The 23,658-nt window shown below is 73.9% G+C and carries 20 protein-coding genes; 11 read left to right on the top strand and 9 right to left on the bottom strand.

Annotated elements, in window-relative coordinates:
- Positions 1-24: 24 nt before the first annotated feature.
- The 3 genes from ACLE50_RS21345 to ACLE50_RS21335 all read left to right on the top strand — a co-directional run bounded on the left by ACLE50_RS21345 (position 25) and on the right by ACLE50_RS21335 (position 2,942).
- Positions 25-690 (top strand): LuxR C-terminal-related transcriptional regulator, encoded by a 666-nt coding sequence (locus ACLE50_RS21345; RefSeq protein ID WP_410945392.1) that lies wholly within the window; start codon positions 25-27, stop codon positions 688-690.
- A gap of 111 nt (positions 691-801) precedes the next feature.
- Positions 802-2,427, top strand: coding sequence for a sensor histidine kinase (locus ACLE50_RS21340; protein WP_410945391.1), 1,626 nt, complete (start codon positions 802-804; stop codon positions 2,425-2,427).
- 335 nt (positions 2,428-2,762) lie between these two features.
- Positions 2,763-2,942, top strand: a complete 180-nt coding sequence (locus ACLE50_RS21335; protein ID WP_410945390.1) for a hypothetical protein — start codon at positions 2,763-2,765, stop codon at positions 2,940-2,942.
- A 60-nt stretch (positions 2,943-3,002) separates the two neighbouring features.
- On the opposite strand, the gene pepN is transcribed toward ACLE50_RS21335, so the two are convergent.
- Positions 3,003-5,618 carry an aminopeptidase N gene (pepN, locus tag ACLE50_RS21330; protein ID WP_410945389.1) on the bottom strand — a complete coding sequence of 872 codons (2,616 nt, stop codon included), beginning with the start codon at positions 5,616-5,618 and terminating at the stop codon, positions 3,003-3,005.
- Positions 5,619-5,722: 104 nt separating this feature from the next.
- On the opposite strand from pepN, the gene ACLE50_RS21325 reads away from it, so the two are divergent.
- Positions 5,723-6,361 carry a mycothiol-dependent nitroreductase Rv2466c family protein gene (locus ACLE50_RS21325; protein WP_410945388.1) on the top strand — a complete coding sequence of 213 codons (639 nt, stop codon included), beginning with the start codon at positions 5,723-5,725 and terminating at the stop codon, positions 6,359-6,361.
- A 16-nt stretch (positions 6,362-6,377) separates the two neighbouring features.
- On the opposite strand, the gene ACLE50_RS21320 is transcribed toward ACLE50_RS21325, so the two are convergent.
- Positions 6,378-6,707, bottom strand: coding sequence for a hypothetical protein (locus ACLE50_RS21320; protein WP_410945387.1), 330 nt, complete (start codon positions 6,705-6,707; stop codon positions 6,378-6,380).
- A 278-nt stretch (positions 6,708-6,985) separates the two neighbouring features.
- On the opposite strand from ACLE50_RS21320, the gene ACLE50_RS21315 reads away from it, so the two are divergent.
- Positions 6,986-7,972, top strand: a complete 987-nt coding sequence (locus tag ACLE50_RS21315; RefSeq protein WP_410945436.1) for a transglycosylase family protein — start codon at positions 6,986-6,988, stop codon at positions 7,970-7,972.
- 139 nt (positions 7,973-8,111) lie between these two features.
- The gene (locus tag ACLE50_RS21310; RefSeq protein ID WP_410945386.1) at positions 8,112-9,722 is read left to right on the top strand and encodes a serine/threonine-protein kinase; all 1,611 of its coding nucleotides are present in this window, start codon (positions 8,112-8,114) and stop codon (positions 9,720-9,722) included.
- Positions 9,723-9,725: 3 nt separating this feature from the next.
- Here ACLE50_RS21310 and ACLE50_RS21305 read toward each other — a convergent pair whose 3' ends face one another.
- Entirely contained in the window at positions 9,726-11,546 is a 1,821-nt protein-coding gene (locus tag ACLE50_RS21305; protein ID WP_410945385.1) for an alpha/beta fold hydrolase, read from the bottom strand.
- Position 11,547: 1 nt separating this feature from the next.
- Complete coding sequence (locus ACLE50_RS21300; protein ID WP_410945384.1) at positions 11,548-13,329, bottom strand: N-acetylglutaminylglutamine amidotransferase; 1,782 nt, start codon at positions 13,327-13,329, stop codon at positions 11,548-11,550.
- 89 nt (positions 13,330-13,418) lie between these two features.
- Between ACLE50_RS21300 and ACLE50_RS21295 the strand changes: the two genes are divergently transcribed.
- Entirely contained in the window at positions 13,419-14,174 is a 756-nt protein-coding gene (locus tag ACLE50_RS21295; RefSeq protein WP_410945383.1) for an LLM class flavin-dependent oxidoreductase, read from the top strand.
- A 17-nt stretch (positions 14,175-14,191) separates the two neighbouring features.
- Here ACLE50_RS21295 and ACLE50_RS21290 read toward each other — a convergent pair whose 3' ends face one another.
- The 3 genes from ACLE50_RS21290 to ACLE50_RS21280 form a co-directional block, all read right to left on the bottom strand.
- Positions 14,192-16,768 carry a glutamate--cysteine ligase gene (locus ACLE50_RS21290; protein ID WP_410945382.1) on the bottom strand — a complete coding sequence of 859 codons (2,577 nt, stop codon included), beginning with the start codon at positions 16,766-16,768 and terminating at the stop codon, positions 14,192-14,194.
- Between the two features lie 123 nt (positions 16,769-16,891).
- A complete protein-coding gene (locus ACLE50_RS21285; RefSeq protein WP_410945381.1) occupies positions 16,892-17,587 on the bottom strand; it encodes an MBL fold metallo-hydrolase in 696 nt (231 codons plus the stop codon).
- Between the two features lie 18 nt (positions 17,588-17,605).
- Complete coding sequence (locus ACLE50_RS21280) at positions 17,606-18,319, bottom strand: DUF429 domain-containing protein (RefSeq protein ID WP_410945380.1); 714 nt, start codon at positions 18,317-18,319, stop codon at positions 17,606-17,608.
- 16 nt (positions 18,320-18,335) lie between these two features.
- Between ACLE50_RS21280 and ACLE50_RS21275 the strand changes: the two genes are divergently transcribed.
- The 4 genes from ACLE50_RS21275 to ACLE50_RS21260 all read left to right on the top strand — a co-directional run bounded on the left by ACLE50_RS21275 (position 18,336) and on the right by ACLE50_RS21260 (position 20,761).
- Positions 18,336-18,803, top strand: a complete 468-nt coding sequence (locus ACLE50_RS21275) for a ribose-5-phosphate isomerase (RefSeq protein WP_410945379.1) — start codon at positions 18,336-18,338, stop codon at positions 18,801-18,803.
- A gap of 2 nt (positions 18,804-18,805) precedes the next feature.
- A complete protein-coding gene (locus ACLE50_RS21270; protein ID WP_410945378.1) occupies positions 18,806-19,621 on the top strand; it encodes an Fpg/Nei family DNA glycosylase in 816 nt (271 codons plus the stop codon).
- Between the two features lie 40 nt (positions 19,622-19,661).
- Entirely contained in the window at positions 19,662-20,411 is a 750-nt protein-coding gene (locus ACLE50_RS21265) for an HAD-IIA family hydrolase (RefSeq protein ID WP_410945435.1), read from the top strand.
- A gap of 110 nt (positions 20,412-20,521) precedes the next feature.
- Positions 20,522-20,761 carry a hypothetical protein gene (locus tag ACLE50_RS21260; protein ID WP_410945377.1) on the top strand — a complete coding sequence of 80 codons (240 nt, stop codon included), beginning with the start codon at positions 20,522-20,524 and terminating at the stop codon, positions 20,759-20,761.
- A 1-nt stretch (position 20,762) separates the two neighbouring features.
- Here ACLE50_RS21260 and ACLE50_RS21255 read toward each other — a convergent pair whose 3' ends face one another.
- Positions 20,763-22,220, bottom strand: a complete 1,458-nt coding sequence (locus ACLE50_RS21255) for an AMP-binding protein (protein ID WP_410945376.1) — start codon at positions 22,218-22,220, stop codon at positions 20,763-20,765.
- Complete coding sequence (locus ACLE50_RS21250) at positions 22,217-23,566, bottom strand: MFS transporter (RefSeq protein ID WP_410945375.1); 1,350 nt, start codon at positions 23,564-23,566, stop codon at positions 22,217-22,219. The genes ACLE50_RS21255 and ACLE50_RS21250 overlap by 4 nt, the downstream gene beginning before the upstream one ends.
- Between the last annotated feature and the right edge of the window lie 92 nt (positions 23,567-23,658).

Raw genomic sequence — 23,658 nt, 5'->3', positions numbered from 1 at the left:
GCGCCCGGCGGAGGCGGTCCCGGCATGACGGTGACCAGCCCCATCCTGATCGTCGACGACCACGAGCTCGTGGGGTCGGCGCTGGCCTTGAACCTGCGTGCCGAGGGCGAGGACGCGACGTTCGTCCCCGTCCGCTCCAAGCAGGGCGTGCTCGACCACGCCCGCCGCACCGGCCCGGGCCTGATCGTGCTCGACCTCGACCTGGGCCGCGACGGCGAGGGCAATCGGATCGACGGGGTCCGGCTCGTCGGGCCGCTGGTCGAGGCGGGCTGGCGGGTCGTCGTCCTCACCGGCAGCTCCGACGCCGGCCGGGTCGGCGCCGCGCTCGACGCCGGTGGGTTCGTGTTCGTTCCGAAGAACGCCCCGTTCCCGGCGCTGCTCAACGCGATCCGCGAGGCCCGCGCCGGGCGCTCGATCATGCCGCCCGGGCGCCGCGAACAGCTCATCGAACTGCACCACCGGCGCCGCGACGAGCGCCGCGACCTGCACGAGAAGCTCGGCAGGCTCACCCAGCGCGAGCGCGAGGTGCTCGCCCTGCTGGCCGGGGGCAAGCGGGCCCAGTCCGTCGCCGACCACTTCGTGGTGTCGCTGGCGACCGTGCGCACCCAGATCCGGGCGGTGCTGACCAAGCTCGAGGTCGGCTCCCAGCTGGAGGCGGTCGCGCTGTACCGCAAGGCCGCCGGGATCTGAGCGGACGCCCGACGATCCGGGCCGGACCCCGGGCCGGGACGAGCCGGGGAAACTGTCAGGGTCTCGCACTATCATCCGTAGCTCGACGATGTGGGGTCTCGGGGAGGGCACGTGGCGGGCGGGTTCAGCGGTGTCCTCGGCAGGCACCGGCGGTGGCGGTTCGTCGCCGGGCACCTCGCCGACGTGCTGGTCGTCGTCGCGCTGTGCGTGCTCGTCGTCGCCTTCACCCGCCCCGCCTACGTCGCCGATCGCGGGATCGACCTCGGCCAGGCCGTCTCGATCCTCACCCTGGCCGCGGCGGGCGTCGGCTCGGCCGCGGCGATCGTCGCCCTGGTCACCGGGCGGCTGACCGAGGACCCGCGGCCGTCCTGGTTCGGCGCGGCGCTGCTGCTCTACGGCGTGGTGATCATGCCGATCTCCGCGCTGGTCGTGCGCAACGGCGGAGGCGTGGCCCGGCTGGCGGTGCTGGTCATGCTGCTGGTCGTCTACTGCATGCTGCTCGCGGCGCTGCGGCCACCCGCGCGGCTCGGCGCCTGGGGTGGCTGGGTGCTGCTGGTGCTCGCACTGCTGCTCGGCGGGATCGTCGCGGCGCAGGAGGAGACACCGCTGGTCGCGGCGCTGACCTACGGGCCGCTGGTCTCGATCGTCGCGCAGACCGGCTGGACCGTCGTCGCCGTGCTGTTCCTGTTCGACGGGTACCGGCGCCAGAGCCGGGTCCGGTCCCGGCTGGGGCTGGGCATGGTCGTCGTCGCGGTGTCCCAGCTGTACCGCTCGGTGGTGCCCGCCGAGCCGATCGACGGCCTGACCTATCCGGCGCTGCGGCTGGCAGGCATGGCCGTCGTGCTCTCGGCGCTGCTCACCCTGGCGCTGCGCACGGTGTCCCGGTTCCAGGACGACTACTCCCGCAGCCAGGAGATGACCGGGGACGCGGCGCGGCGCCTGGAGCGCGCGACCGAGCTCGCCGCCGAGCGCGACCACGAGCTGAAGAACGGTCTCGCCGGTCTCGCCGGTGCCGCGCACCTGCTCTCGCACGACGCGCAGGACCCGGAGACCGCCCGGATGCGCGAGGCCGTGCTGTCCGAGCTGGTCCGCCTGCGGCACATGCTGGAGAACCCGCTGCTCGCGCACGCTCCGGGCGTGGCGACCGCGCCGGTGGCCGATCCCGAGCCGGTGTACGTCCCGGCCGAGGGCGACGCCGAGTTGCTCGACTTCGGGCCGCTTCCGACGGCGGACACCCAGGCCTGGGTTCCCCCGGAACCGGCCGCCGCGGGCAACGGGCGGGCGAACGGTGCCGTCCCCGCGCAGGCACCGGTGCACCACGTCGAGCCGGTGCTCGAGCAGCTGGTCCGGCTGCGCGCCCAGGCGGGCGTCACCCTGGAGGTCGAGCCGGGCCTGCCACCGGTCGCCGCGCCGGAGAAGGTGTCCCGCCAGGTCGTCACGAACCTGCTGGAGAACTGCCGGCGGCACGCCCCCGGCGCCCCGGTCCGGGTCCGGGCCTGTTCGTCGGGCGAGGGGGTCGTCCGGATCGAGGTGCGCGACAGCGGTCCCGGCCTGCCACCCGGGCAGGAGGAGATCGTGCTGCGCCGCGGCGTACACGACGAGAGCGCCGGCGGCTCCGGCCTCGGGCTGCACATCAGCGCCCAACTGGCGTACGAGCATCAGGGTGACCTGGTGCTCCGGTCGGCGGACAGTCCGCGGGGCTGTCTGGCCGTGCTCACGCTCCCGGTTGCCACCTGAACGGGTGACACCCACCTCGCGAGTGGGGGAATCCCGCACTGCACGCGATCGTGAACGCTCCGTGTCATTCCCTTCGGCCGCCGGTGATCGCATACTCGGTCACACGCGGCGCCCGGTGCAACGACTGCACCGGCCCGCCGCAGGCACGAAGGAGGCTGACCATGGCGCACTCGTACGACGGGAGCCCGCGTCCCCAGCGACACGGGCACGACTCGCAGAACTCCGCTCCCTCGGCGGCGGTCCTCACACCGCCGACCGGACTGCCCGCCGTCACACCGCAGGTGCCGAGCCAGCGTGGACCGGTCGAGCCCGCCGGGCGCGAACCGATCTCCCCGATGCCCCCGGCCGTGCCGGCGACCCGGACCTGCGCCTGCGGGCACCCGGAGGAGATGCACGACCACTTTCGCGCGGGCACCGACTGCGGGGCCTGCGGGGCCGCGGTCTGCGGGAAGTTCCAGCTGCTCGGGGAGCGGCCCGGGGCGCTGCGGCGTTTCGTGGACCGTCTCCGCGGCTGACCACCGACAGCTGACGGGGCTCGGGAGCTGCTGCTCCCGAGCCCCTTCTGCCGTGCACGGCTACGGCTGGTGCACCGCGGTCGCCTCGTCCGGGGTGCTCGGCGTGACCTCGCCGTCGAACTCACGGGCCTGCAGGGCCCGCACGATCCCGGCCCGGCCCTCCACGACCAGGCGGCGCAGCGACGCAGGCTTCGACTCGTCGGCCAGCCACTCGTCGGCGGCGGCGACCGTCTCCGGGGTCACCGACCAGGACGGGAACAGCCCGATCACCACGTTCTGCGCCAGCTCCGAGGTCCGCCGCGCCCACACCTCGTCGATCTCGGCGAAGTAGCGGGCCACGTAGTCGCCGAGCAGGCCGCGCTGGGCGGGGTGGGAGAAGCCGGTGATCGCGGACTCGATGACCGCGTTGGGCAGCGAGTCGTCGTGCACCGCGCGCTGCCAGGCCCGCTCCTTGGCCTCCGCGGTCGGGATCAGCGCCCGCGCCCGCTCGGCCTGCCGCGCACCGGTGGAGGTCGCGTCGCGCTGCTCCTCCTCGGCGATCTCGGTCTCGCCGGCCTTCCCGTGCGCGACCAGGGCGTGCAGCAGCCGCCAGCGCAGGTCGGCGTCGACGGTGAGCCCGTCGGGCACGTCGACGTCGAGCAGCCAGCCCTTGAACCGGTCGAGTGTGTTCTCCGGCAGCACCGACGACGCCAGCGCGTTCACCACGGCCAGCTGGATGTCCGACCCGGGCCGGGCGGTGTCCAGGCGGAACCGCAGCGCGTCGGTCAGCAGCGGCCAGCCGCGCTCCGCCGCCCACTCCGGGGTGCAGTACGACGCCGTCGCCGTCTGGGCCTGCAGCAGCAGCCGCTGCACCACGCCGATCTCGGTCTCGGTGCCGAACCCGCCCGCGACGAGGTTGACGAAGTCGCGCGCCTTCAGCTCGGCCTCGCGCGTCATCTCCCAGGCCGAGGACCAGCACAGCGTCCGGGGCAGCGGCTCGGCGATGTCGCCGATCCGGTCCACCAGGGTGGCCAGCGAGCCCGGGTCGAGGCGCAGCGCGCAGTAGGTCAGGTCGTCGTCGTTGACCAGGACGAGCTTGCCGCGGGGCAGGCCGACGAGCTGCGGCACCGGGGTGCGCTCACCGGTGACGTCCAGCTCCACCCGGTGGGTGCGGACGAGCTTGCCGCTGGCCGGGTCGTCGTCGTAGACCCCGACGGCGACGCGGTGGGTCCGCAGCTCACCGGCACCGGGCCGGGCACCGCCCTGCACGACGTCGAACGACACGAACTTCCCGGCCGGGTCGACCTGGAACGAGGGCCGGAGCATGGTGAGCCCGGTCGTGCGCAGCCACTGGGCTCCCCAGTCCGACAGGTCCCGGCCCGAGGACTTCTCCAGCGCGCCCAGCAGGTCGTCGAACGTCGCGTTGTCCCAGGCGTGCGCGGTGAAGTAGTCCCGCAGCCCGGCCAGGAACGGCTCGAGCCCGACGTAGGCGACGAGCTGCTTGAGCACCGACGCGCCCTTGGCGTAGGTGATGCCGTCGAAGTTGACCTCGACGGCCTGCAGATCCGGGATGTCCGCGGCGATCGGGTGCGTCGAGGGCAGCTGGTCCTGGCGGTAGGCCCAGGACTTCTCGACGTTGGCGAACGTCGTCCAGGCGTTGGTGTACTCGGTGGCCCCGGCCTGGCACAGCACGCTGGCCCACGTCGCGAACGACTCGTTGAGCCACAGGTCGTCCCACCAGCGCATGGTCACGAGGTCGCCGAACCACATGTGCGCCATCTCGTGCAGGATCGTCTCGGCGCGCCGCTCGTACGCCGTGCGGGTGACCCGGGACCGGAAGACGTAGTCCTCCAGGAAGGTCACGGCACCGGCGTTCTCCATCGCACCCGCGTTGAACTCGGGGACGAACAGCTGGTCGTACTTGCCGAACGGGTAGGTCGTCCCGAAGTTGCGGTGGTAGAAGCCGAAACCCTGCCTGGTCTCGGTGAAGATCCGCTCGTGGTCCATGTGCGGGGCCAGCGAGGCCCGGCAGTAGATGCCGAGCGGGATCTCGGCGTGCTCGTCGGAGTAGGTGTCGTGCCAGCTCGCGTACGGCCCGGCGATCAGCGCGACCAGGTAGGTCGAGAGGATCTCGGTGCGGGCGAACCGGTGCTCGCGGGCGCCGGTCGCGTCGGGCTCGGAGATCTCGGCGGCGGTGTTGGACACCACCGTCCAGTCGCCCGGCGCGGTCACGGTGATCGTGTAGCGCGCCTTGAGGTCCGGCTGGTCGAAGCAGGGGAACAGCCGCTTGCAGTCGGCCGTCTCGAACTGCGAGTACAGGTAGACCGCACCGTCGACCGGGTCGACGAAGCGGTGCAGCCCCTCGCCGGTGTTGGTGTAGAGCGCGGTCGCGACGATCGTCAGCTCGTTGTCGGCTGCCAGGTCGGGCAGCGCGAGGCCGCCCTCCTCGGTCCAGCCGGAGACGTCCAGCTCACGGCCGTTCAGGGTGGCGGACGTGATGCCCTCGCCGACCCATTCGATCCAGGTGCTCGCTCCGGGCTCGCGCGCGGCGAACCGGACGGTGGTCGTGACCGCGAACGTCCGGTCGGACGGGGCACCGGATCCGTCGGTCAGGTCGATCGTGACGTCGTAGGTCGACACGTCGAGCAGCGCGGCGCGCTCCTCGGCCTGGGTGCGGGTCAGGTTGGGCGGGGTCATGGAGGTGCTCTGGTCCTCTCGGAGATGGTCTCGTGGCATCCAATCACGTGCCCCGGTCGTGGGCCCGCAGGAATCAGTCCCGCCGCCGCGTCGTTGCCACGGACATGACGACTTCCGCTGAGTCCGCCGCCGGCACGACCGCCCGCGTCGACGTGTGGTTCGACCCGCGCTGTCCGTGGGCGTGGCTGACCTCCCGCTGGATCCTCGAGGTCGAGAAGGTCCGCGACGTCGACGTGCACTGGCACGTCATGAGCCTCGCCGTCCTCAACGAGGGCCGTGACCTGCCCGAGGACTACGCCGAGCTGATGCGCAAGGCGTGGGGCCCGGTGCGGGTCTGCATCGCCGCCGCCGAGCAGAAGGGCGACGACGTCCTCGGCCCGCTCTACACCGCGATGGGGGAGCGGATCCACGACCGCGGCCGCAAGGACGACCTCGACGCCGTGATCCGTGAGTCCCTCGACCAGGTCGGGCTGCCCGCCGAGCTCGCCGAGGCCGCCACCTCCACCGAGTACGACGAGAAGCTTCGCGCCAGCCACCACGAGGGCATGGACCCCGTCGGGCTCGACGTCGGCACCCCCACCATCCACATCGACGGCGTCGCCTTCTTCGGCCCGGTCATCTCGGTCGTGCCGAAGGGCGAGGAGGCAGGCCGGGTGTTCGACGGGTCGCGGCTGCTGGCGAGCTACCCGCACTTCTTCGAGCTGAAGCGGACCCGGACCGAGGACCCGTCGTTCGACTACTGAGGTAGCAGCTCCCGGGTCAGGAGGCCCGGTCGAAGACGGCGTTCTCCAACCGGGACAGCCGGTCCTCGACCGAACTGCTCGCGGTCCGCCGCTCCTCGATCCAGCGGCGGACCAGAGCGGTCGGCTTCACGTGCTGGGCGTCGGCCTGCTCGCGGACCCAGTCGAGCACATCCTTGGGCAGGCGCAGCGACGTCGTGACCATGGGATTCGGCTCGACGTCGGTCTCGGCGGCCGCACGCTCGATGCTGTCGCTGAGGTCGGTGTAGTCGTAGTGCTCGCGCAGTTGGTCGATCTCGTCCTGAGTCATGGCGCTGGCCTCCGGTCCGGTCGTGGTGGGGCTGGTCATCCGATTTCTAGAAGCCGCGGCGGTCGAATGCCCGCGTGTTGACCACCTGCTCGACCTCGCCGGGGGCGACATCGTGACGCGCGATGTGGACCTCGCTTGCTTCGCTCCACCGGATCTCCCGCCACGACATTCCCATATCGTAATGCATCGCATTGCGCTCACAGGTTAAGGCGCGGAGAGAGGGATGGCCAGCGTCCGCCTGGTCGCGATCGCGAACGAGGTACACCGTTCCGGCCCGGTGAGCGCGCCCGCCGAGGACCGTCCCCGCCGTGGACGAGATGGTGGGACTTCCCCTGCGGCGGGTGGCGTCGGTGGTCGGGGCGGTGCTGGCCGTGGCCGGCGCCGTCGTCGGGAGCCAGGTGGCGCTGGCCACCGAGCCGCCCGAGTTCGGTGCCGCGCGGGCGGCGGTCAGCCCCTACCGCGACGGCGGGTTCACCGTCCGGGCCGCGGCGGCGGGCCGGGTGGACGTGGCGAGTGCCGACGACGGGTCGTACGCGCTGGCGCACACGCCGACCGGCGCGGACATCCAGCTGGACCTGGACCTGCTGGCCGGGACGCGGGTCCGCCCCTGGTGGGTGGACCCCGCGTCCGGGCAGGTGCTGCGGCTCGCGGAGCTGGACAGCGCCGGGGTGGTGCGGTTCGCCGTGCCCGACGGCGGGGTGCGGGACTGGGTGCTGGTCGTCGACGACGTGGCCGCGGGCTACGGCGAGCCGGACCTCGCCCAGATCCGGACGGCGATCGGGACCGGGGGACAGGCGGGGGAGCCGGGCGGGAAGAAGGCCGAGAAAGCCGAGGCGGGGGAGCAGCCGGCGTCCGGCGCCGACCCGGACGGCCGGACCTTCCGCGGCGACCCCAAGCAGCCCGCGACCCCGGGCAAACCCGGGAAGAAGGCCGAGCAGAAGCCCGGGAAGCAGGCCGGGAAGCAGGCCGAGCAGCCGGGGAAGAAGCCCGGGAAGAAGGCCGAACAGCCCGCGAAGAGGGCAGCGCAGCCCGCCGCCCCGCCCGTCGCGAAGAACTCCACCTGGGACCGCATCGCCCACTGCGAGTCGACCGGCAACTGGGCCATCTCCACCGGCAACGGCTACTACGGCGGCCTCCAGTTCGATCGCACCACCTGGAAGGAGTTCGGCGGAACGGCGTACGCGCCGACCGCCGACCGGGCGACCCGCGAACAGCAGATCGCGGTCGCGGAGCGCGTTCGCAGTGCCCGGGGCAGTTACGGATCGTGGCCGGCCTGTGCGGCCAAACTGGGGTTGCCCCGGTGACAGGTCACTCCGGTGGCCTACGGCGTGGAGCCTCGATGGGGGAGGAGGGGACGCGTAGTCTCGACGTCCTTCCGGCCCGTCCCCCGGGCCGGTGCCCTGCTCGCCGTGCGCCCTCCCCGGATCACTACCCTTGGACCTCATGAGCTCGCCCTCCCCCGACTCCCTCCGGATCGGGAACCGCTACCGGCTCGACGAGCGGATCGGTGCCGGAGCGATGGGTGCCGTCTGGCGGGGCACGGACGAGCTGCTGAACCGCACCGTGGCCGTGAAGGAGCTCCTCGCGGCCGCCGTGCCGTCGGCGGAGCAGCTCGAGGAGTCCCGGCAGCGGATCCTGCGGGAGGGCCGGATCGGTGCCCGGCTGCAGCACGCGCACGTCATCTCGATGTTCGACGTCGTGGTGCACGACGAGCGGCCGTGGCTGGTCATGGAGTACCTGCCGTCGCGCTCGCTGGCCGCGGTGCTCGCCGAGAAGGGCCCGATCCCGCCGCGGGAGGCCGCCGCGATCGGGCGCCAGGTCGCCGACGGGCTGGCCGCCGCGCACACCGCGGGGGTCGTGCACCGCGACATCAAGCCGGGCAACGTCCTGATCGCCGAGGACGGCCGGGCCAAGATCACCGACTTCGGTGTGTCCCGTGCCGTCGACGACGTGCAGCTCACCCGCACCGGCGTGATCGCCGGGACGCCTGCGTTCCTCGCGCCCGAGGTCGCCCGCGGGCAGGAGCCGACGGCCGCCTCGGACGTGTTCGCCCTGGGCGCCACGCTCTACGCCGCCGTCGAGGGCGAGCCGCCGTTCGGGCTCGACGACAACGCCTACGCCCTGCTGCACAAGGTCGCGACCGGCCAGATCACCCCGCCGCAGCACGCCGGTCCGCTGACCGCGCTGCTGATGCGGCTGCTCGCCAACGACCCGGAGGAGCGGCCCAGCGCCGCCCAGGCCCGGGACGCGCTGGCCCGGATCGCGGCCGGCCGCTCGGTCGCAGGCCTCGCCGCACCCTCCGACGGCGCTCATGGCGGGGCCCTCGGGGACGGCGCCCACGACGGTGCCGACAGCGCCGACGGTGCCGACGGTGCCGGCAGAGCTGACAGCGCCGTCGTCCCGGCCGCGCACGACGGCGGTACCGTCGCCGACGCGCCCGTCCCGACCCCGCAGGTCATCCCCGGTGGCGCCGCCGCGGCGAAGGGCGGCGCGAGGCGCGGCAACCGCACCCGGCTGCCGGTGATCCTGGCGATCGCCGCCGTGCTGCTGGTCGTCGCCGTCGGCGGGATCGCGATCGGTGCCGTCCGCAGCAACCAGCAGACCCCGCCGCCGGTCGCCGCCGCCCCGACGGAGCCCGCGCCGGCTCCCGCCCCGGCCCCGACGACCGCACCGCCGACCTCGGCGTCCCCGACGCCGACCACGCCGCCGCCGACCACCACGCCTGCCCCGACGACCGGTGCCGGGATGGTCGCCGACCCGGTGTCGTTCGTGCAGAACTACTACCGGATGCTGCCCGACGACATCGACGGTGCGTTCGCGAAGCTGAGCCCGCAGGCCCAGGCACAGTCCGGCGGCATCTCCGGCTACCGCGCGTTCTACAGCCAGATGCGGGTGGTCTACGCCGAGCAGCTGCGCAACGCCGGGCCGAACACCGTCACCGCGACGGTGGTGTTCCAGCGCGCCGACGGGTCGCAGAGCCGGGAGAACTACCGGTTCGTCGTCGGCACCGACGGGCAGAACCGCGAGGTCCTGCAGTCGTTCAGCCAGGCCTGACGCTCAGCCCGGGCTGACCGCGGGCCGCCCGGCCGCCGCGCACACCCACGCCACGATCCGCTCGTTCGTCGCGGCCCGGGTGGCACGGTCGGCGATCTCGTGGCCCTCGTCCGGCACGAGCAGCAGCTCCACCGGCCGCCCGCGCCCGGTCAGCGCGTCGACGATCGCGTGCGCCTGCCCGACCGGGACGTTCGTGTCGTGCTCGCCGTGCACCACCAGCAGCGGCGCGGTGATCGTCGCGGCGTCGGCGAGCGGGGACAGCTCGTCGAGCAGGGCGCGGTCGGTACGCGGGTCGCCGTACTCGGGCACGGCGGGCCCGGCGATCCACGGCTCGGTGCCGGCGTAGAAGGCGGGCAGATCGGACATCCCGCAGACGTCGACGCCGGCGGCGAACAGCTCCGGGAACCGGGTCAGCGCGGCCAGGGTGAGGAATCCGCCGTAGGACCGGCCCGCCACCACCACCCGTTCGACGCCGCCGGTGCCGGCCAGGAACCGGGCCGAGGCCCGCACGTCGGTGAGCGAGAACGGGCGGAGCTCCCGGTCGTCGAGCCGGGCGAAGGTGTCGCCGCGCCCGGAGGAGCCGCGGACGTTCGGGGTGAGCACGGTGACCCCGGCCGCGGCGAGCGCCGCCATGAGCGGTGCCCAGCCGGGGCGTTCCTCGGACTCCGGGCCGCCGTGGAACCACAGCAGCCCGACGCCGTTCGGCGCGGCGGGGCGGTGCAGCCAGCCGCGCAGCTCCAGGCCGTCCTCGGCGTCGAAGGCGACCGGCTCGGGCCGGGTGGTGGTGCGCCACGGGGTCGCGGGCAGCAGCGGGGTGGCCGGAGCGGACCCGTCGAGCGGCACCCGGACGACGTGCGGCGGGGCGCCCGGCGAGTGGCCCGCGACCAGCACCGACCGGCCGTCGCGGGTCACGCTCACCCCGGTCACGACGTCCATCGGTGCGGCGAGGCCCCTGGGCCGCCCGCCGCGCAGGTCGGCGACCTCCAGCTCGGTGCGCCCACCGGCGTTCCAGACGAGCACGGCGTGCGTGCTGGACGGGTCCAGCGCGGCCACGTCGAGGTCGGCGTCGGACCGTCCGGCGACGACGCGGGCCGGGGCGATCCGGTGGTCCGCGGCGGGCCCGAGTGCGACGGCGAGCAGCGCCGCGTGCTCGCGTCCGGCGTCGGTGTGCACCCACAGCGTGCCCGGTGACGTGCCGAACCGTGCCGTCGCGACGAACGCGCGGCCGCCGACGAGCCGGTCGCGGCTGCCGGTGTGCAGGTCGAGCAGCTCCAGGCGGCGCTCGCCGCGGCGTCCGGTGCGCAGCACGACGCGGCGGGCGTCGGCGGAGATCGCCTGCACCGCCGCGGCCTGCCCGCTGCCGACGACGACCGAGGACCCGTCGCGGGTGTCGACCAGGCAGGCGGTGCCTGCGCCGTAGCCGTCGGCGGCGGGGTCGCCGGAGCCGGGGAAGAGGGTCACGCCGAGGTGGCGCCCGGTCGGCGACCACGCCCCGAGGGTCACGCAGGCCGCAGCCGGGGCGATCTCGGTGGCGGGCCCGCCCGCCGGGTCCAGCACGAGCACCCGGTGCCGGTCGCCGCCGGACGGGGCGATCTCGGCCGCGACCCGCCCGCCGTCGGGGGACCAGGCCAGGGAGACGGCGTCGGGACGGTCGATGCCCCCGGCGTCGAGCACCCGGCCGCCGGTGACGGGGCCGGCGGAGGGCAGCGGTGCCACGTGCACCCGCGGGCGCCCGGTGACGTCGGAGATCCAGGCGAGCAGCGTCCCGTCCGGTGACGGGACGGGTGAGTGGTGCGCGGGCGCGTCGGGGCCGGCACCGTGCACGTCACAACCCCCGTTCCTGCAGCCACATCTCCAGCACCGCGACCTGCCACAACGCGTTCGCACCGAAGGTCGTCCGGTGCGCGTTCGGGTCGCGCAGCATCCGGTCGACCCAGTCGTCGCGGACCAGGCCGCGCTTGCGGGCCCGCGGGTCGGTGACCGCCTCGCGCACCCGCTCCAGCAGCCCGCCGTCCAGGTGCCGGATCGCCGGAACCGGAAAGTACCCCTTGCGCCGGTCGATCACGGCGTCCGGCACGAGCCCGCGCGCGGCGTCCTTCAGCACACCCTTCCCGCCGTTGGCGAGCTGCAGCTCGGGCGGGCAGGCGGCCATGGTCTCGACGAGCTCGTGGTCCAGGAACGGGGTCCGTGCCTCGACGCCCCAGGCCATCGTCATGTTGTCGACCCGCTTCACCGGGTCGTCGACGAGCATCACGCCGGTGTCGAGCCGCAGCGCGGCGTCGACGGCGGTGGCGGCGCCGGGGCGGCCCATGTGTTCGGCGATCAGCGTCCGGCTCGGGTCGTGGTCGAGCAGGTGCTCGGGCTCCAGGATGTCGGCCATCGTGGCGTGCGGGCGGTCGCAGAACACGTTCGCGTACGCCTGCGCGGCCTCGCTGCGCGGGGTGTGCGCCAGCGGCGGGTACCAGTTGTAGCCGGCCAGCACCTCGTCGGCGCCCTGCCCGGACTGCACGACCCGCACGTGCGGGGACACGTCCTCGGACAGCAGGTGGAACGCGACGCAGTCGTGGCTGGTCATCGGCTCGGACATCGCCGCGATCGTCGCGTCGACGGCGGGCAGCAGCCGGGCCGGATCGATCATGATCCGGTGGTGGACGGTGCCGAACTCGCGCGCCACCAGGTCGGAGTAGGCGAACTCGTCGCCCTGCTCACCGCCGGCGGGCGGGAACCCGACGGAGAACGTCCGCAGGTTCGGCACCCCGTGCTCGGCGAGCAGCGCGACGATCACCGACGAGTCGAGCCCGCCGGAGAGCAGCACCCCGACCGGCACGTCGGAGACGGTGCGCCGCCGCACCGCGGTCCGCAGCTTCTCGCGCAGGATCGCGGCCCAGTCCGCGGCGTCGAGGCCCTCGAACTCCGGACGCCGGACGTGCTCGGGGCGCCAGTAGCAGGTGTCGGTCTCGCGGCCGTCGCGGCGGATCACGCGGACGGTGGCCTGCGGCAGCTTCCGCACCCCGGCCAGCACGGTCAGCGGCGGCGGGACGACCGCATGGAAGCTCAGGTAGTGGTGCAGCGCAACGGGATCCGGGCTGGTGTCGACGCCGCCGCCTGCCAGCAGCGCGGGCAGCGTGGAGGCGAAGCGGAGCCGGTGGGCGTCGCGGGTGAGGTAGAGCGGCTTGATGCCGAGCCGGTCGCGGGCCAGGGTCAGCGAGCCGTCGTCGCGGGAGTGCACGGCGAAGGCGAACATCCCGTGGAAGCGGCGCACGCAGTCCGGGCCCCAGTGGTGGAACGCCTTGAGCACCACCTCGGTGTCGGAGCCGGAGAAGAACCGGTACCCCAGCGCGTGCAGCTCCTCGCGCAGTGCGCGGTGGTTGTAGATGCAGCCGTTGAACACCAGCGACAGCCCCAGCTCGGGGTCGACCATCGGCTGCGCACCGCACTCGGACAGGTCGATGACCTTCAGCCGCCGGTGGCCGAGGCCGACCGGTCCGGCGACGTGCAGGCCGTGCCCGTGCGGTCCGCGCGGCGCCATGTCGGCGGTGATCCGGGCCAGCGCCTCGGCGTCGGCCGGCCGGTCGTCGAAGCGGAGCTCACCCGCGATCCCGCACACCCCTCCACCTCACGGCGCGGCCGCGGAGTCCGCAAGACCCGCGCTGTTACCGCCCGGTGACCACTGCCCACCCGTGCCAGAGTGGGCGGATGGAGATCGGAGTCGTGTTCCGGCCGGACCTGGCACCCGAGGAGCTCCTCGGCGTCGTCGGCGACGCCGAGGCCGCGGGGGTGTCACAGCTGTGGCTGTGGGAGGACTGCTTCCTGCACGGCGGGGTCGCCACGGCGGCCTCGGCCCTGGCCCGCAGCGAGAACCTGCAGGTCGGGATGGGGTTGTTCCCGGTGCCGTTGCGCAACCCGGCGGTGACGGCCATGGAGTTCGCGAGCCTGGCCCGGCTGTTCCCCGGCCGGTTCCTGCCGGTGCTCGGGCACGGCGTCCTGGACTGGATGGGGCAGGTCGGCGCCCGCGCGGAGTCACCGATGACGTTGCTGCGCGAGTCCACCCTGGCGGTGCGCGATCTGCTGGCCGGCGAGACCGTCCGCACCGACGGGCGCTACGTCACCCTCGACGACGTGACGCTGGACCACCCGCCCGCGCAGGTGCCGCCCGTACTGGTCGGCGCGCGCGGGAGGAAGACCCTGCAGCTCGCGGGCGAGGTCGGCGACGGTGTCCTGCTCGACTCGGGACTGTCCCCGGAGCAGGTCGCCGACGCTCTCGCGACCGTGGCACTGGGCGAGCCCGGCCCGGGGTTCCGGCGGGTCGGCTACCTCGCCGCCCCCGATCCCGATGCGGTCGCCGACGTCGTTCCCGCCTACGGCGAGGCGGGGCTGGACACCGTCGTGCTCGTCCCGCCGCCGGAGGCCCCGGACCCGCGGCCCTGGTTCGGCGCGGCCACCGGGAGCTGACCCCCGGCGCCCGCCGCTCAGGCCAGGATCCAGGTGTCCTTCGCCCCGCCGCCGCGCGAGGAGTTGACGATCATCCCGCCGGGGGGTGCGACCCGGGACAGCGTCGCGGGCAGCACGTCCACGTCCGGCCGGGTGCCGCGCCCGGGCGACTGGACGGCGAAGACCCGCAGGTCGACGGCCTGTGGCTGGAGGACACCGTCGGTGAACGTGGGGTGGGTGGAGATCCGCACGAGGTCCTGGGCGACCCAGCCAGCGGGCCGGGCGCGGATGCCCTCGGCGGCCGCGGCCAGCTCGTCGCGGGTGGCGTCGGGGCCGATCAGGATGCCGGCGCCGCCGTAGCCGTCGACGGGTTTGAGCACCAGCTCGGCGAGCCGGTCGAGGACCTGCTCGCGGGCGGCCGGGTCGACGCACGGCAGCGTCGGCACCGAGGCCAGCACCGGGTCCTCGTTCAGGTAGTAGCGGATCATGTCGGGGACGTAGGCGTAGACCAGCTTGTCGTCGGCGACGCCGTTGCCGGGCGCGTTGCGCAGCGCGACCCGGCCCCGTGCGATCGCCCCGAGCAGCGCCCGTCCGAGCGGGCGGCTGTCCGCGCCGCGCGCGACCGCCAGCTCCGACTCGTCCATCCGGCGGTACAGGGTGGTGATCCGGCGGCGCCGCCCGCCTCCGGCGACGAGGAACACGTCGCCGTCGGTGACCTGCAGCTTCGCCGGGGTGACCAGCGGGATCCCCATCGACTCGGCCAGCAGCGTGTGCTCGAAGTACGCGGGGTCGGACTCGCCCGCGCTGAGCAGCGCCGGCTCGCCGTACGGGCCGTCGGGGTCGCCGGCGGCGAGCGCGGCACGCAGCCGGTCCGGCACGTCGTCGAGGCCGAGGACGTCCTCGGGGGACTCCAGGTCGGGCAGCACGCTGCGCAGCAGGCGGCGGCTCATCATCGAGTAGCCGATCCCGGAGGGGACCCGCAGGTTGTCCTCGAGGACGACCCAGCCGTCGTCGTCGCGGTCGCGGACGAGATCGATGCCGCCGACGGCGATCCGGACCGCGTCCGGCGGGACCAGTGACCCGGAGCGGGTGCGGCCGGGGGCGTCCTGCACGACGCGGGCAGGCACGACGCCGTCGCGGACGATCTCCTGCCGGTCGTAGACGTCGCGGACGAACTGCTCGAGCGCCCGGATCCGTTGCGCGAGACCGGACGACAGGTGCGCCCAGTCGCCCGGCGCGATCAGCCGCGGGACCAGATCCAGCGGGAACAGCCGCGCGCCGTCGGCGTCCGGCTCGACGCCCGGCACCGGGAACGTGACCCCGCGGGCGCGTTGCTCGGTCCGCAGCGCGGTCTCGGCGGCGGCCATCCCGCGCGGGCCGAGCCGCTCCAGGGCGCGGAACAGCCAGCCGTAGGCGGGGCGGACCTCGCGGTCGTCGTCGACGGCCTCGTCGTAGCGGGGCGGGGTGTAGTCGCGCAGCAGCTCCGGCGCGCACGGCACCGTCGACGGCGGCTCGACCGCGGGCACCTCGCCCTGGGTGCGGGCCACCAAGTCGTCGACGACGTCGGCCAGCGACCCTCGCCGCCCGAACGCCCGCCGCTGCAGCGCCGCCGCGGACCCGCGGGCCAGCACCGCCTCGGTCAGCTCGGTGACCTGCTCCAGGTCCCCGGTCTCCTCCAGCCACGGCCGCAGCTCGGCGAGCATCCCGCGCAGCTGCACGGCGGGGGAGACCAGCACCGGCCCGGCCGGATCGACGAGGTCGCCCTCCAGCCCGGAGCGCGCGGCCCGCCACCCGGCGGCGCGCAGCAGCTCGTGCCGGATCCGGGGCAGCGGCAGCCCGGCCTCGGTGTCGGCACGGGCCTTCCCGACCAGGGCGCGGAACAGCCCCGCGACGAGCACGACGTCGTCGACCTCGGGGCAGGCGTCGCACACCCGCAGCTCGACGGTCGGCAGGTGCGCGCTGGGCCGGACGTCGAAGTAGAGCATCCCGGCGTCGCTGATCGTCCCGGACGCGATCAGGTCGGTGATCATGGCGTCGTACTCGGCGGCGGTGGTGACCGCGCCGGGCGGGCCCGCGGTGGGCCAGCGCTGCCAGATCATGCTGCGGTAGCTGGCGTAGCCGGAGTCGTGCCCGCGCCAGTACGGCGAGCTGGACGTGATCGCCAGCAGGGCGGGCAGGGCCGGGGAGACACGGCGGGCGACCTGCACCGCGGTGTCGCGGTCCGGGACGTCGACGTGCACCTGCACGCCGCAGATGTGCTGCTCACGCACCAGCATCTGGTACTCGTGCTGCATCCGCTCGTAGCGGGCGCCTGCGGAGATGTCGTCGCCGGACAGGTCGACCAGCGGCACCGTCCCGGCCGCGACGACGCCGAGCCCGAGCGGCTCCGCGGCGGCGCGCAGGCTGCCGCGCAGCCGGCGGATCTCGGCACGCAGGTCGTCGAGCGACGGTGTCGCGGGCGAGTTCGTCTCCACCAGCGAGCGCTGCAGCTCGGGGAAGAACTCCTTGCCGTCGAGCTGCTCGAGCAGCCGGTCCACCTCCGGCGCCGCACGCCGGTCGGCCAGGCCGACGACGTGGAACTCCTCTTCAACTCCTACGAGCGGTACGTCCCCCACGCCCGGGACGCTAGGACGTCGCTGTTACACCGACATGTCCCACGGAGATCATCTTCTGGGGTTGGTCCGTCCGGCCCATTTGCGCTGAGCTGTACGGATGACTGTCGAGCTGTGCGGAGTGGCTCAGCGTCGCCGCATCAGCTCCGCGTGCTGTGCGGTCGCCTCCGCCCGGGTCATCGGGTCACCGTGTCCGGGCACGAACACCCCCGCCGGACGGGCGAGCAGCGCCGCGACCGCGTCCGGCCAGCAGCTCGGATACGCGTCCGGCCCGTACGACGGCGGAGCCCCGTTCTCCAGCAGGTCCCCGGCGAACAGCACACCCGCGTCCGGTACGTCGACGGCGAGGTCGTGCCCGGTGTGCCCCGGGCCGGGATGCACCAGCTCCACGACCCGGCCCCCGAGGTCCAGGGTCAGCGCGTCGCGGACGGGACGGTCGGGCAGCACGGGCACGGTGCGCCGCAACGCCTCCGCGGTCGCCGGGGCGCCCGTGTCGCGGTAGTGGCGCACCCACTCGGCCCGCTGGACGGCGGTCGTCGCGACCAGCGCGCCCGGGCAGCCGGCCTGGGCGTACACCGGGGAGCCGGGGAACGCCGACGTCCCGAAGGCGTGGTCGAAGTGAGCGTGGGTGATCGCGACGAGCAGCGGCAGCGCCGTCACCTCCCGCACGGCCGCGGCCAGATCGGCGCCCTGGGCCTCGTCGCCGCGGGTGTCGATCACCAGCGCCCGCTCCGCGCCGACGACGAGCCCGGTCGTCAGGTCCAGCTCGTCGTGCCTGCGCGCGAACACCCCGCGCCCCAGCTCGAGCCACCGGTCCGCCACGGTTCCGGAGTCTCCCGCTCAGACCGCGATCGCCGTCGACCGGCCCCGGGCGTCGGCCCCCGGGCCGAGCAGCTCCGCGGTCCCGGCCGCCACCCGCGACGCCGTCCACGCGCACGCCAGCGCGTCCAGCACGTCGTCCATCCGGGCTGCGCCGGGCAGGTCCCCCAGCGCCGCGGCCGGGGAGAGCCACGACGACAGGGCTGCCACCCGCTGCCCGGCCCCGCGCGCGGTCTTCTTCGACGCGAACCGCACCTGCGGCGCCAGCGTCCGGAACGACAGCTCCGGATGGGCCTCCACGACGTGCGCGGGCAGGGTGACCTGCTGGAACTCGGCGATCTTCGGGACGATGTACCAGGCCTGCAGGCTGATCTTCCTCCCGGTGACGCGCTGCGCGGCGGCGCACGCGGACTCGTAGGAGTCCGCGGTGAGCACCGGCTCCGGCGGCGTCGGGAACAACGACGAGCGCGCCGGTCCCAGCCGCGCCGCCGCGAGTCGCTCGGCCTCGCGGCGGGTGCCGTCGACGGGTAACGCCAGCGGGATGTCGACGGCGACGGCGTCGCATCCGGCGGTCGCCTCCAGGACCGCGGCCGCGTCCGGCACCACCGACCACCGCACCTCCGCCTCCGCCATCTCCACTGTCTCCGCCGCCCCGGAAGCGGGAACTGAACCGATCCCGGAGACGACACAGACCACCCAGCCCGTGGGGACACCGTCCACCCCGCCGATCCGCATGGCAGGATCCTGCCCCGTGCGCGTCTACCTGGGCAGTGACCACGCCGGTTTCGAGGTCAAGGGCAAGCTGGTCGAGTACCTGAATGGCAAGGGGTACGAGGCCGTCGACGTCGGTGCGCCGACCTACGACGCCCTCGACGACTACCCCGCCTGGTGCATCGAGACCGCTCGCCGCGTCGTCGGCGACCCGGGCTCGCTGGGCATCGTGCTCGGCGGCTCCGGCAACGGTGAGCAGATCGCCGCGAACAAGGTGCAGGGCATCCGGGCCGCGCTGGCCTGGAACGAGGCGACCGCGTCGCTGGCTCGTGAGCACAACGACGCGCAGGTCATCGGCGTCGGTGCCCGCCAGCACTCGTTCGACGAGGTCACCGCGATCGCCGAGGCGTTCCTGAGCACCCCGTTCTCCGGCGACGACCGCCACCAGCGCCGCATCGACCAGATGCTGACCTACGAGCAGACCGGCGAGTACGACCTGCCGAAGTAGCAGTGCCCGAGGGCCACACCCTGCACCGGCTCGCCCGGTTGCACCGCAAGCTGTTCGTCGGGCGCCCGGTCGCCGTCTCCAGCCCGCAGGGCCGCTTCGCCGCGTCGGCGGAGCTGCTCGACGGAGAGGTGATGACGGCGGCCGAGGCACACGGCAAGCACCTGTTCCACCGCTACGGCCGCGACCGCGTCGTGCACGTCCACCTCGGGCTGTACGGCACGTTCGCCGAGGCCGCGCTGCCCGCACCGGAGCCGCGCGGCCAGGTCCGGATGCGTCTCGTCGGCGCCGACCACTACGCCGACCTGCGCGGCCCGACCGCGTGCGAGCTGCTCACCGGTGCCGAGGCCCGCGCGATCCGCGGCCGTCTCGGCGCCGACCCGCTGCGCCCCGACGCCGACCCCGAGCAGGTGTGGCAGCGGATCTCCCGCTCCCGCAGCCCGGTCGCGACGCTGCTGATGGACCAGTCGGTGCTCGCCGGCGTCGGGAACGTCTACCGCGCCGAGCTGCTGTTCCGGCACGGCGTCGACCCGCAGCTGCCGGGCCGCGAGCTGGACCGCGCCACCTGGGACGCGATGTGGCCCGACCTCGTCGCCCTCATGCGCGACGGCGTGCGCCGCAACCGGATCGACACCGTCCGGCCGGAGCACGACCCGCGCAGGCGCGGGCAGGTCGCGCGCAACGACCGGCACGGCGGCGAGGTCTACGTCTACCGCCGCGCCGGGATGCCCTGCCTGGTGTGCGGCACCGGGGTGAACCACTCCGCGCACGCCGGGCGCAACCTGTTCTGGTGCCCGGTGTGCCAGCCCGCGCACGGCTAGGGTCGGGCCCGTGGGAGAACAGAAGCCGATCGACTGCTGGATGACGGACATGGACGGCGTCCTGATCCGTGAGGGCAACCTGGTCCCGGGGGCGGACCGGCTGCTGTCCCGCCTGCGCGACAAGGGCATCCCGTTCATGGTGCTGACCAACAACAGCATCCACACCGCCCGCGACCTGCAGTACCGGCTCTCGAGTACCGGCCTCGACATCCCCGAGGAGTCGATCTGGACCTCGGCGCTGGCGACGGCGGCGTTCCTCGACGAGCAGCGGCCCAAGGGCAGCGCCTACGTCATCGGCGAGGCCGGCCTGACGACGGCGTTGCACGACAAGGGCTACGTCATCACCGACACCGACCCGGACTACGTCGTGCTCGGCGAGACCCGCACCTACAGCTTCTCCTCGGTGACCACGGCGGTGCGGCTGATCAGCAACGGTGCCCGCTTCGTCGCGACCAACCCGGACGCGACCGGCCCGTCGCCGGAGGGGCTGCTCCCGGCCACCGGCTCGGTCGCGGCGATGATCTCCAAGGCGACCGGGAAGGACCCGTACTTCGTCGGGAAGCCGAATCCGCTGATGATGCGCGCGGCGCTGAACAAGGTCGGCGCGCACTCCGAGTCGACGGTGATGATCGGCGACCGGATGGACACCGACATCCTCGCCGGCCTGGAGGCCGGGATGCGCACGGTGCTGGTGCTCACCGGGATCACGAAGTCCTCGGAGATCGACCGGTTCCCGTTCCGGCCGTCGCGGGTCGTGCCGTCGGTGGCCGACCTGATCGACGAGATCTGAACCTCGGTCCCACGCAGCGTTCGGTCCGACACCGCCTCCGGTCTCACACCGCCGCCCGCTCGCCGCGTGGCTCCTTGCGAATGACAGGCATGTGGTTCACCCTCGAACGCATGTACGGAGCCACGCGCGAGGTGTCGTTCACCGGCCACTCCGGCACCGATCTCTCCGTTACCGAGGTCTCCTGGTGCCGCTGCGACGACTGCGGCAACCAGGCCGAGCTGCCGGCCGCCGAGATCGTCGGCGTCGCGGTGTCGTGCCCGGACTGCCCCGGCACCCTGGTGATCGAGTGGACCTGGGACGTCCGGGTCACGCCGCAGCGGCAGCGGCGCCACAGCGGGATCGCGGCCTGAGTCAGGCCCGTTCGGCGGCCAGCGCGGTGCGCCGGACCTTCCCGGCGTCGTCGCGCAGCGGGTGGTCCACCAGCTCGTAGCTGCGCGGGGTCTTGTACGGGCTCAGCCGCCCGGCCACGTGCGCGCGCAGCGCCTCGGCCAGCTCGGGACCGGCCTCCCCGGCGGGCTGCACGATCGCGTGCACCGACCGGCCCAGGTCCTCGTCGGGCAGGCCGACGACCACGACGTCCCGCACGTCCGGATGCGCCGCGAGCGCGGCCTCCACCTCGGCCGGGTACACGTTCGCCCCGCCCACGATGATCATGTCGGAGCGGCGGTCGGCCAGGTAGAGGTAGCCGTCGGCGTCGAAGCTGCCCATGTCGCCGAGCGACTCCCAGCCGTCGTGGGTACGGGGTTCCGCGCCCAGGTAGTGGTAGGTCGGCCGGTCCTCGGGGCGTACCCAGATCTCGCCGACCACGCCCGGCCCGACCTCGGCGCCGGTCTCGGGGTCGCACACCTTCATCGCGCCGCGGCCGACCCGCCCGACCGAGCCGGGGTGCGCGAGCCACTCGGCGCCGTCGATCGTGGTGCTGGCCTGGGACTCGGTCGCCGCGTACAGCTCGACGAGTGTCTGCGGCGGGATCCGCTCCAGCCAGCCGCGCTTGACCTCCGGCGGGCACGGGGCGCCGACGTGCAGCACCGTCCGCAGCGAGCCCAGGTCCGTGGCGCGCCAGGTGTCGTCGCCGAGGCGCAGCATCCGGCTCATCATCGTGGGCACGACGTAGAGCCAGGTCACGCCGTGCCCGGGGACCAGCTCCAGGGCACGGGCGGCGTCGAAGCGCTGCATGAGGACGACGTGGTGGCCCTGCAGCAGCGCCATCAACGTGAACATGTACGGCGCGTTGTGGTGCAGCGGCGCGGTGCAGAGGAAGACGCCGTCGCGGTCGATCCGCAGCGAGTCCGCGCGGGGGAGCACCTGCTCCACACAGGCGGCCTGACCGGCCACGATCACCTTCGGCCTGCCGGTGCTGCCGCCGGAGGTGGGCGCCTTCCAGGACGGCCCGACGACGTCCGGCAGTGCACCGCCGTCGTACGCGTCCGGGTCGGACCAGGTCGCGAGCGGGCTGTCGACGACCAGCGCCGGCGCCGCGACCTCCAGCACCGCCTCCCGCTCGGCCTCGGGCAGCTTCGCCGACAACGGCTGCGGCACCGCCCCCAGCTTCCACGCTGCCACCGAGCACTCCAGGTGGTCGACGACGTTGGGCAGCTGGATCGACACCAGGTCGCCGCGCCGCACCCCACGCGCCGCGAACGCCCGCGCGAGCCGGTCGGTGCGGTCGTCGAACCCGGCGCGGGTGCGCACGGTGTCGCCGTCGGAGACCAGCGGGCGCTCCGGATCGGCCGCGACGAGCTCGCGCAGCCGGGCGGCGAGCGCGGTCGAGCCGGGGGCGACGGCGGGCTCGGGGAAGCGGGTGTTCACCGGGTGGGCTCCACAGGAGTGTCGGCGGCGGGTACGAGGGGCGCGGTCTCGTCCGGGACCGGGCCTCGGGCCAGGACGAACCGCGCCGAGAACAGGGTGATCAGCACGATGACCAGCGAGTACACGACGACGGGCACGATCGACCCGGTCGCGGACAGCATCGCCTTGCCGAGGATCGGGGCGGTCCCGCCGAACACCGTGCCCGCCAGCGCGTAGGCGAAGGAGATCGCGGTGTAGCGCATCCGGGCGGGGAACGCCTCGGCGAGCATCCCGGCCATCATCGCGTAGTACATGGTGTGCGGGAGCGTCGCGAGCGCCATGCCGAGCGCGGCCAGGCCGAAGTCCCGGGTGGAGATCATCCAGAACATCAGCGGGAACAGCGGCAGCTCGCAGAGCAGCAGGACCGTGACGACCTTGCGCGGGTTCCACCAGGTCGCCATGAACGCGCCGAGCGGCTGGGTCAGGAACTGTACGGTCGAGCTGATCAGGACGACGTTGAGGAAGGTCCGCCGGTCGAACCCGAGCTCGTTCACCGCCCAGGACAGCGCGAACGTGTTCTTGAAGTACGCGGCCGCGGCGACGAGCGCGCACGCCCCGACGGCGACGACGACCATCCCGGTCCGCTCCCGGAACAGCTCCGCGACCGGGTAGCGGGCTGTGCGCCCGGCCGAGCGCAGCCGGGCCAGCTCCGGGCTCTCCTCGATCCGCAGCCGGATGAACAGCCCGACGACGACCAGCGCCGCGGACACCAGGAACGGCACCCGCCAGCCCCAGGACAGGAACGACTCCTCGGGCAGCAGCGCGACCAGTGCGAACGAGCCGGTCGCGAGCATCTGGCCGGCCGGGCTGCCCTGCTGGGCGAACGCGCCGTAGAGGATCCGGCGGTTCTTCGACGCGTGCTCGGACGCGATGAGCACGGCGCCGCCCCACTCGCCTCCGACGGCCAGGCCCTGCACCAGCCGAGCCGCGACCAGCAGGATCGGTGCGAACACGCCGATCGTGCCGTAGGTGGGCAGCAGGCCGATGGTGAGCGTGGAGACGCCCATGAGCAGCAGCGTCGCGACGAGTGCGGTCTTGCGGCCGAGCCGGTCACCGAGGTGGCCGAAGACGATGCCGCCGATCGGCCGGGCGAGGAAGCCGACCCAGAACGTCGCGAACGACGCCAGCACCCCGGCGGCGGGGGAGGCGTTCGGGAAGAACAGCGGGCCCAGGACCAGCGCCGCGGCGGTCCCGTAGATGTAGAAGTCATACCACTCGACGGTGGTGCCGACGAACGACGCGATCCCGGCCTTCCGGCGCATCGCCGGGGTACTGGGCGCGGGGCCGATCGGGGTGCTGGAACTCAACGCGGTGCCCCCTTGCACGCGGGTGGAGGACGGCCACGGACGTCGTCGGCTGTGACCGCCACCACGTCACCGTAGGCCACGATTGCATCGTG

It is taken from the genome of Pseudonocardia phyllosphaerae (genome assembly GCF_046546475.1).
In the GTDB taxonomy this organism is placed as follows: domain Bacteria; phylum Actinomycetota; class Actinomycetes; order Mycobacteriales; family Pseudonocardiaceae; genus Pseudonocardia; species Pseudonocardia phyllosphaerae.
The sequence above is the reverse complement of the archived record's forward strand: the minus strand, read 5'-3'. Positions and strand labels throughout refer to the sequence as shown.

Coding starts and splice junctions, on each gene's coding strand:
- ACLE50_RS21295 (WP_410945383.1), top strand. CDS start 13,419: ATGGAGATCGGAGTCGTGTTCCGGCCGGACCTGGCACCCGAGGAGCTC.
- ACLE50_RS21320 (WP_410945387.1), bottom strand. CDS start 6,707: ATGACCAGCCCCACCACGACCGGACCGGAGGCCAGCGCCATGACTCAG.
- ACLE50_RS21265 (WP_410945435.1), top strand. CDS start 19,662: ATGACGGACATGGACGGCGTCCTGATCCGTGAGGGCAACCTGGTCCCG.
- ACLE50_RS21315 (WP_410945436.1), top strand. CDS start 6,986: ATGGTGGGACTTCCCCTGCGGCGGGTGGCGTCGGTGGTCGGGGCGGTG.
- pepN (WP_410945389.1), bottom strand. CDS start 5,618: ATGACCCCGCCCAACCTGACCCGCACCCAGGCCGAGGAGCGCGCCGCG.
- ACLE50_RS21325 (WP_410945388.1), top strand. CDS start 5,723: ATGACGACTTCCGCTGAGTCCGCCGCCGGCACGACCGCCCGCGTCGAC.
- ACLE50_RS21335 (WP_410945390.1), top strand. CDS start 2,763: ATGCCCCCGGCCGTGCCGGCGACCCGGACCTGCGCCTGCGGGCACCCG.
- ACLE50_RS21345 (WP_410945392.1), top strand. CDS start 25: ATGACGGTGACCAGCCCCATCCTGATCGTCGACGACCACGAGCTCGTG.
- ACLE50_RS21310 (WP_410945386.1), top strand. CDS start 8,112: ATGAGCTCGCCCTCCCCCGACTCCCTCCGGATCGGGAACCGCTACCGG.
- ACLE50_RS21280 (WP_410945380.1), bottom strand. CDS start 18,319: ATGCGGATCGGCGGGGTGGACGGTGTCCCCACGGGCTGGGTGGTCTGT.
- ACLE50_RS21260 (WP_410945377.1), top strand. CDS start 20,522: ATGTACGGAGCCACGCGCGAGGTGTCGTTCACCGGCCACTCCGGCACC.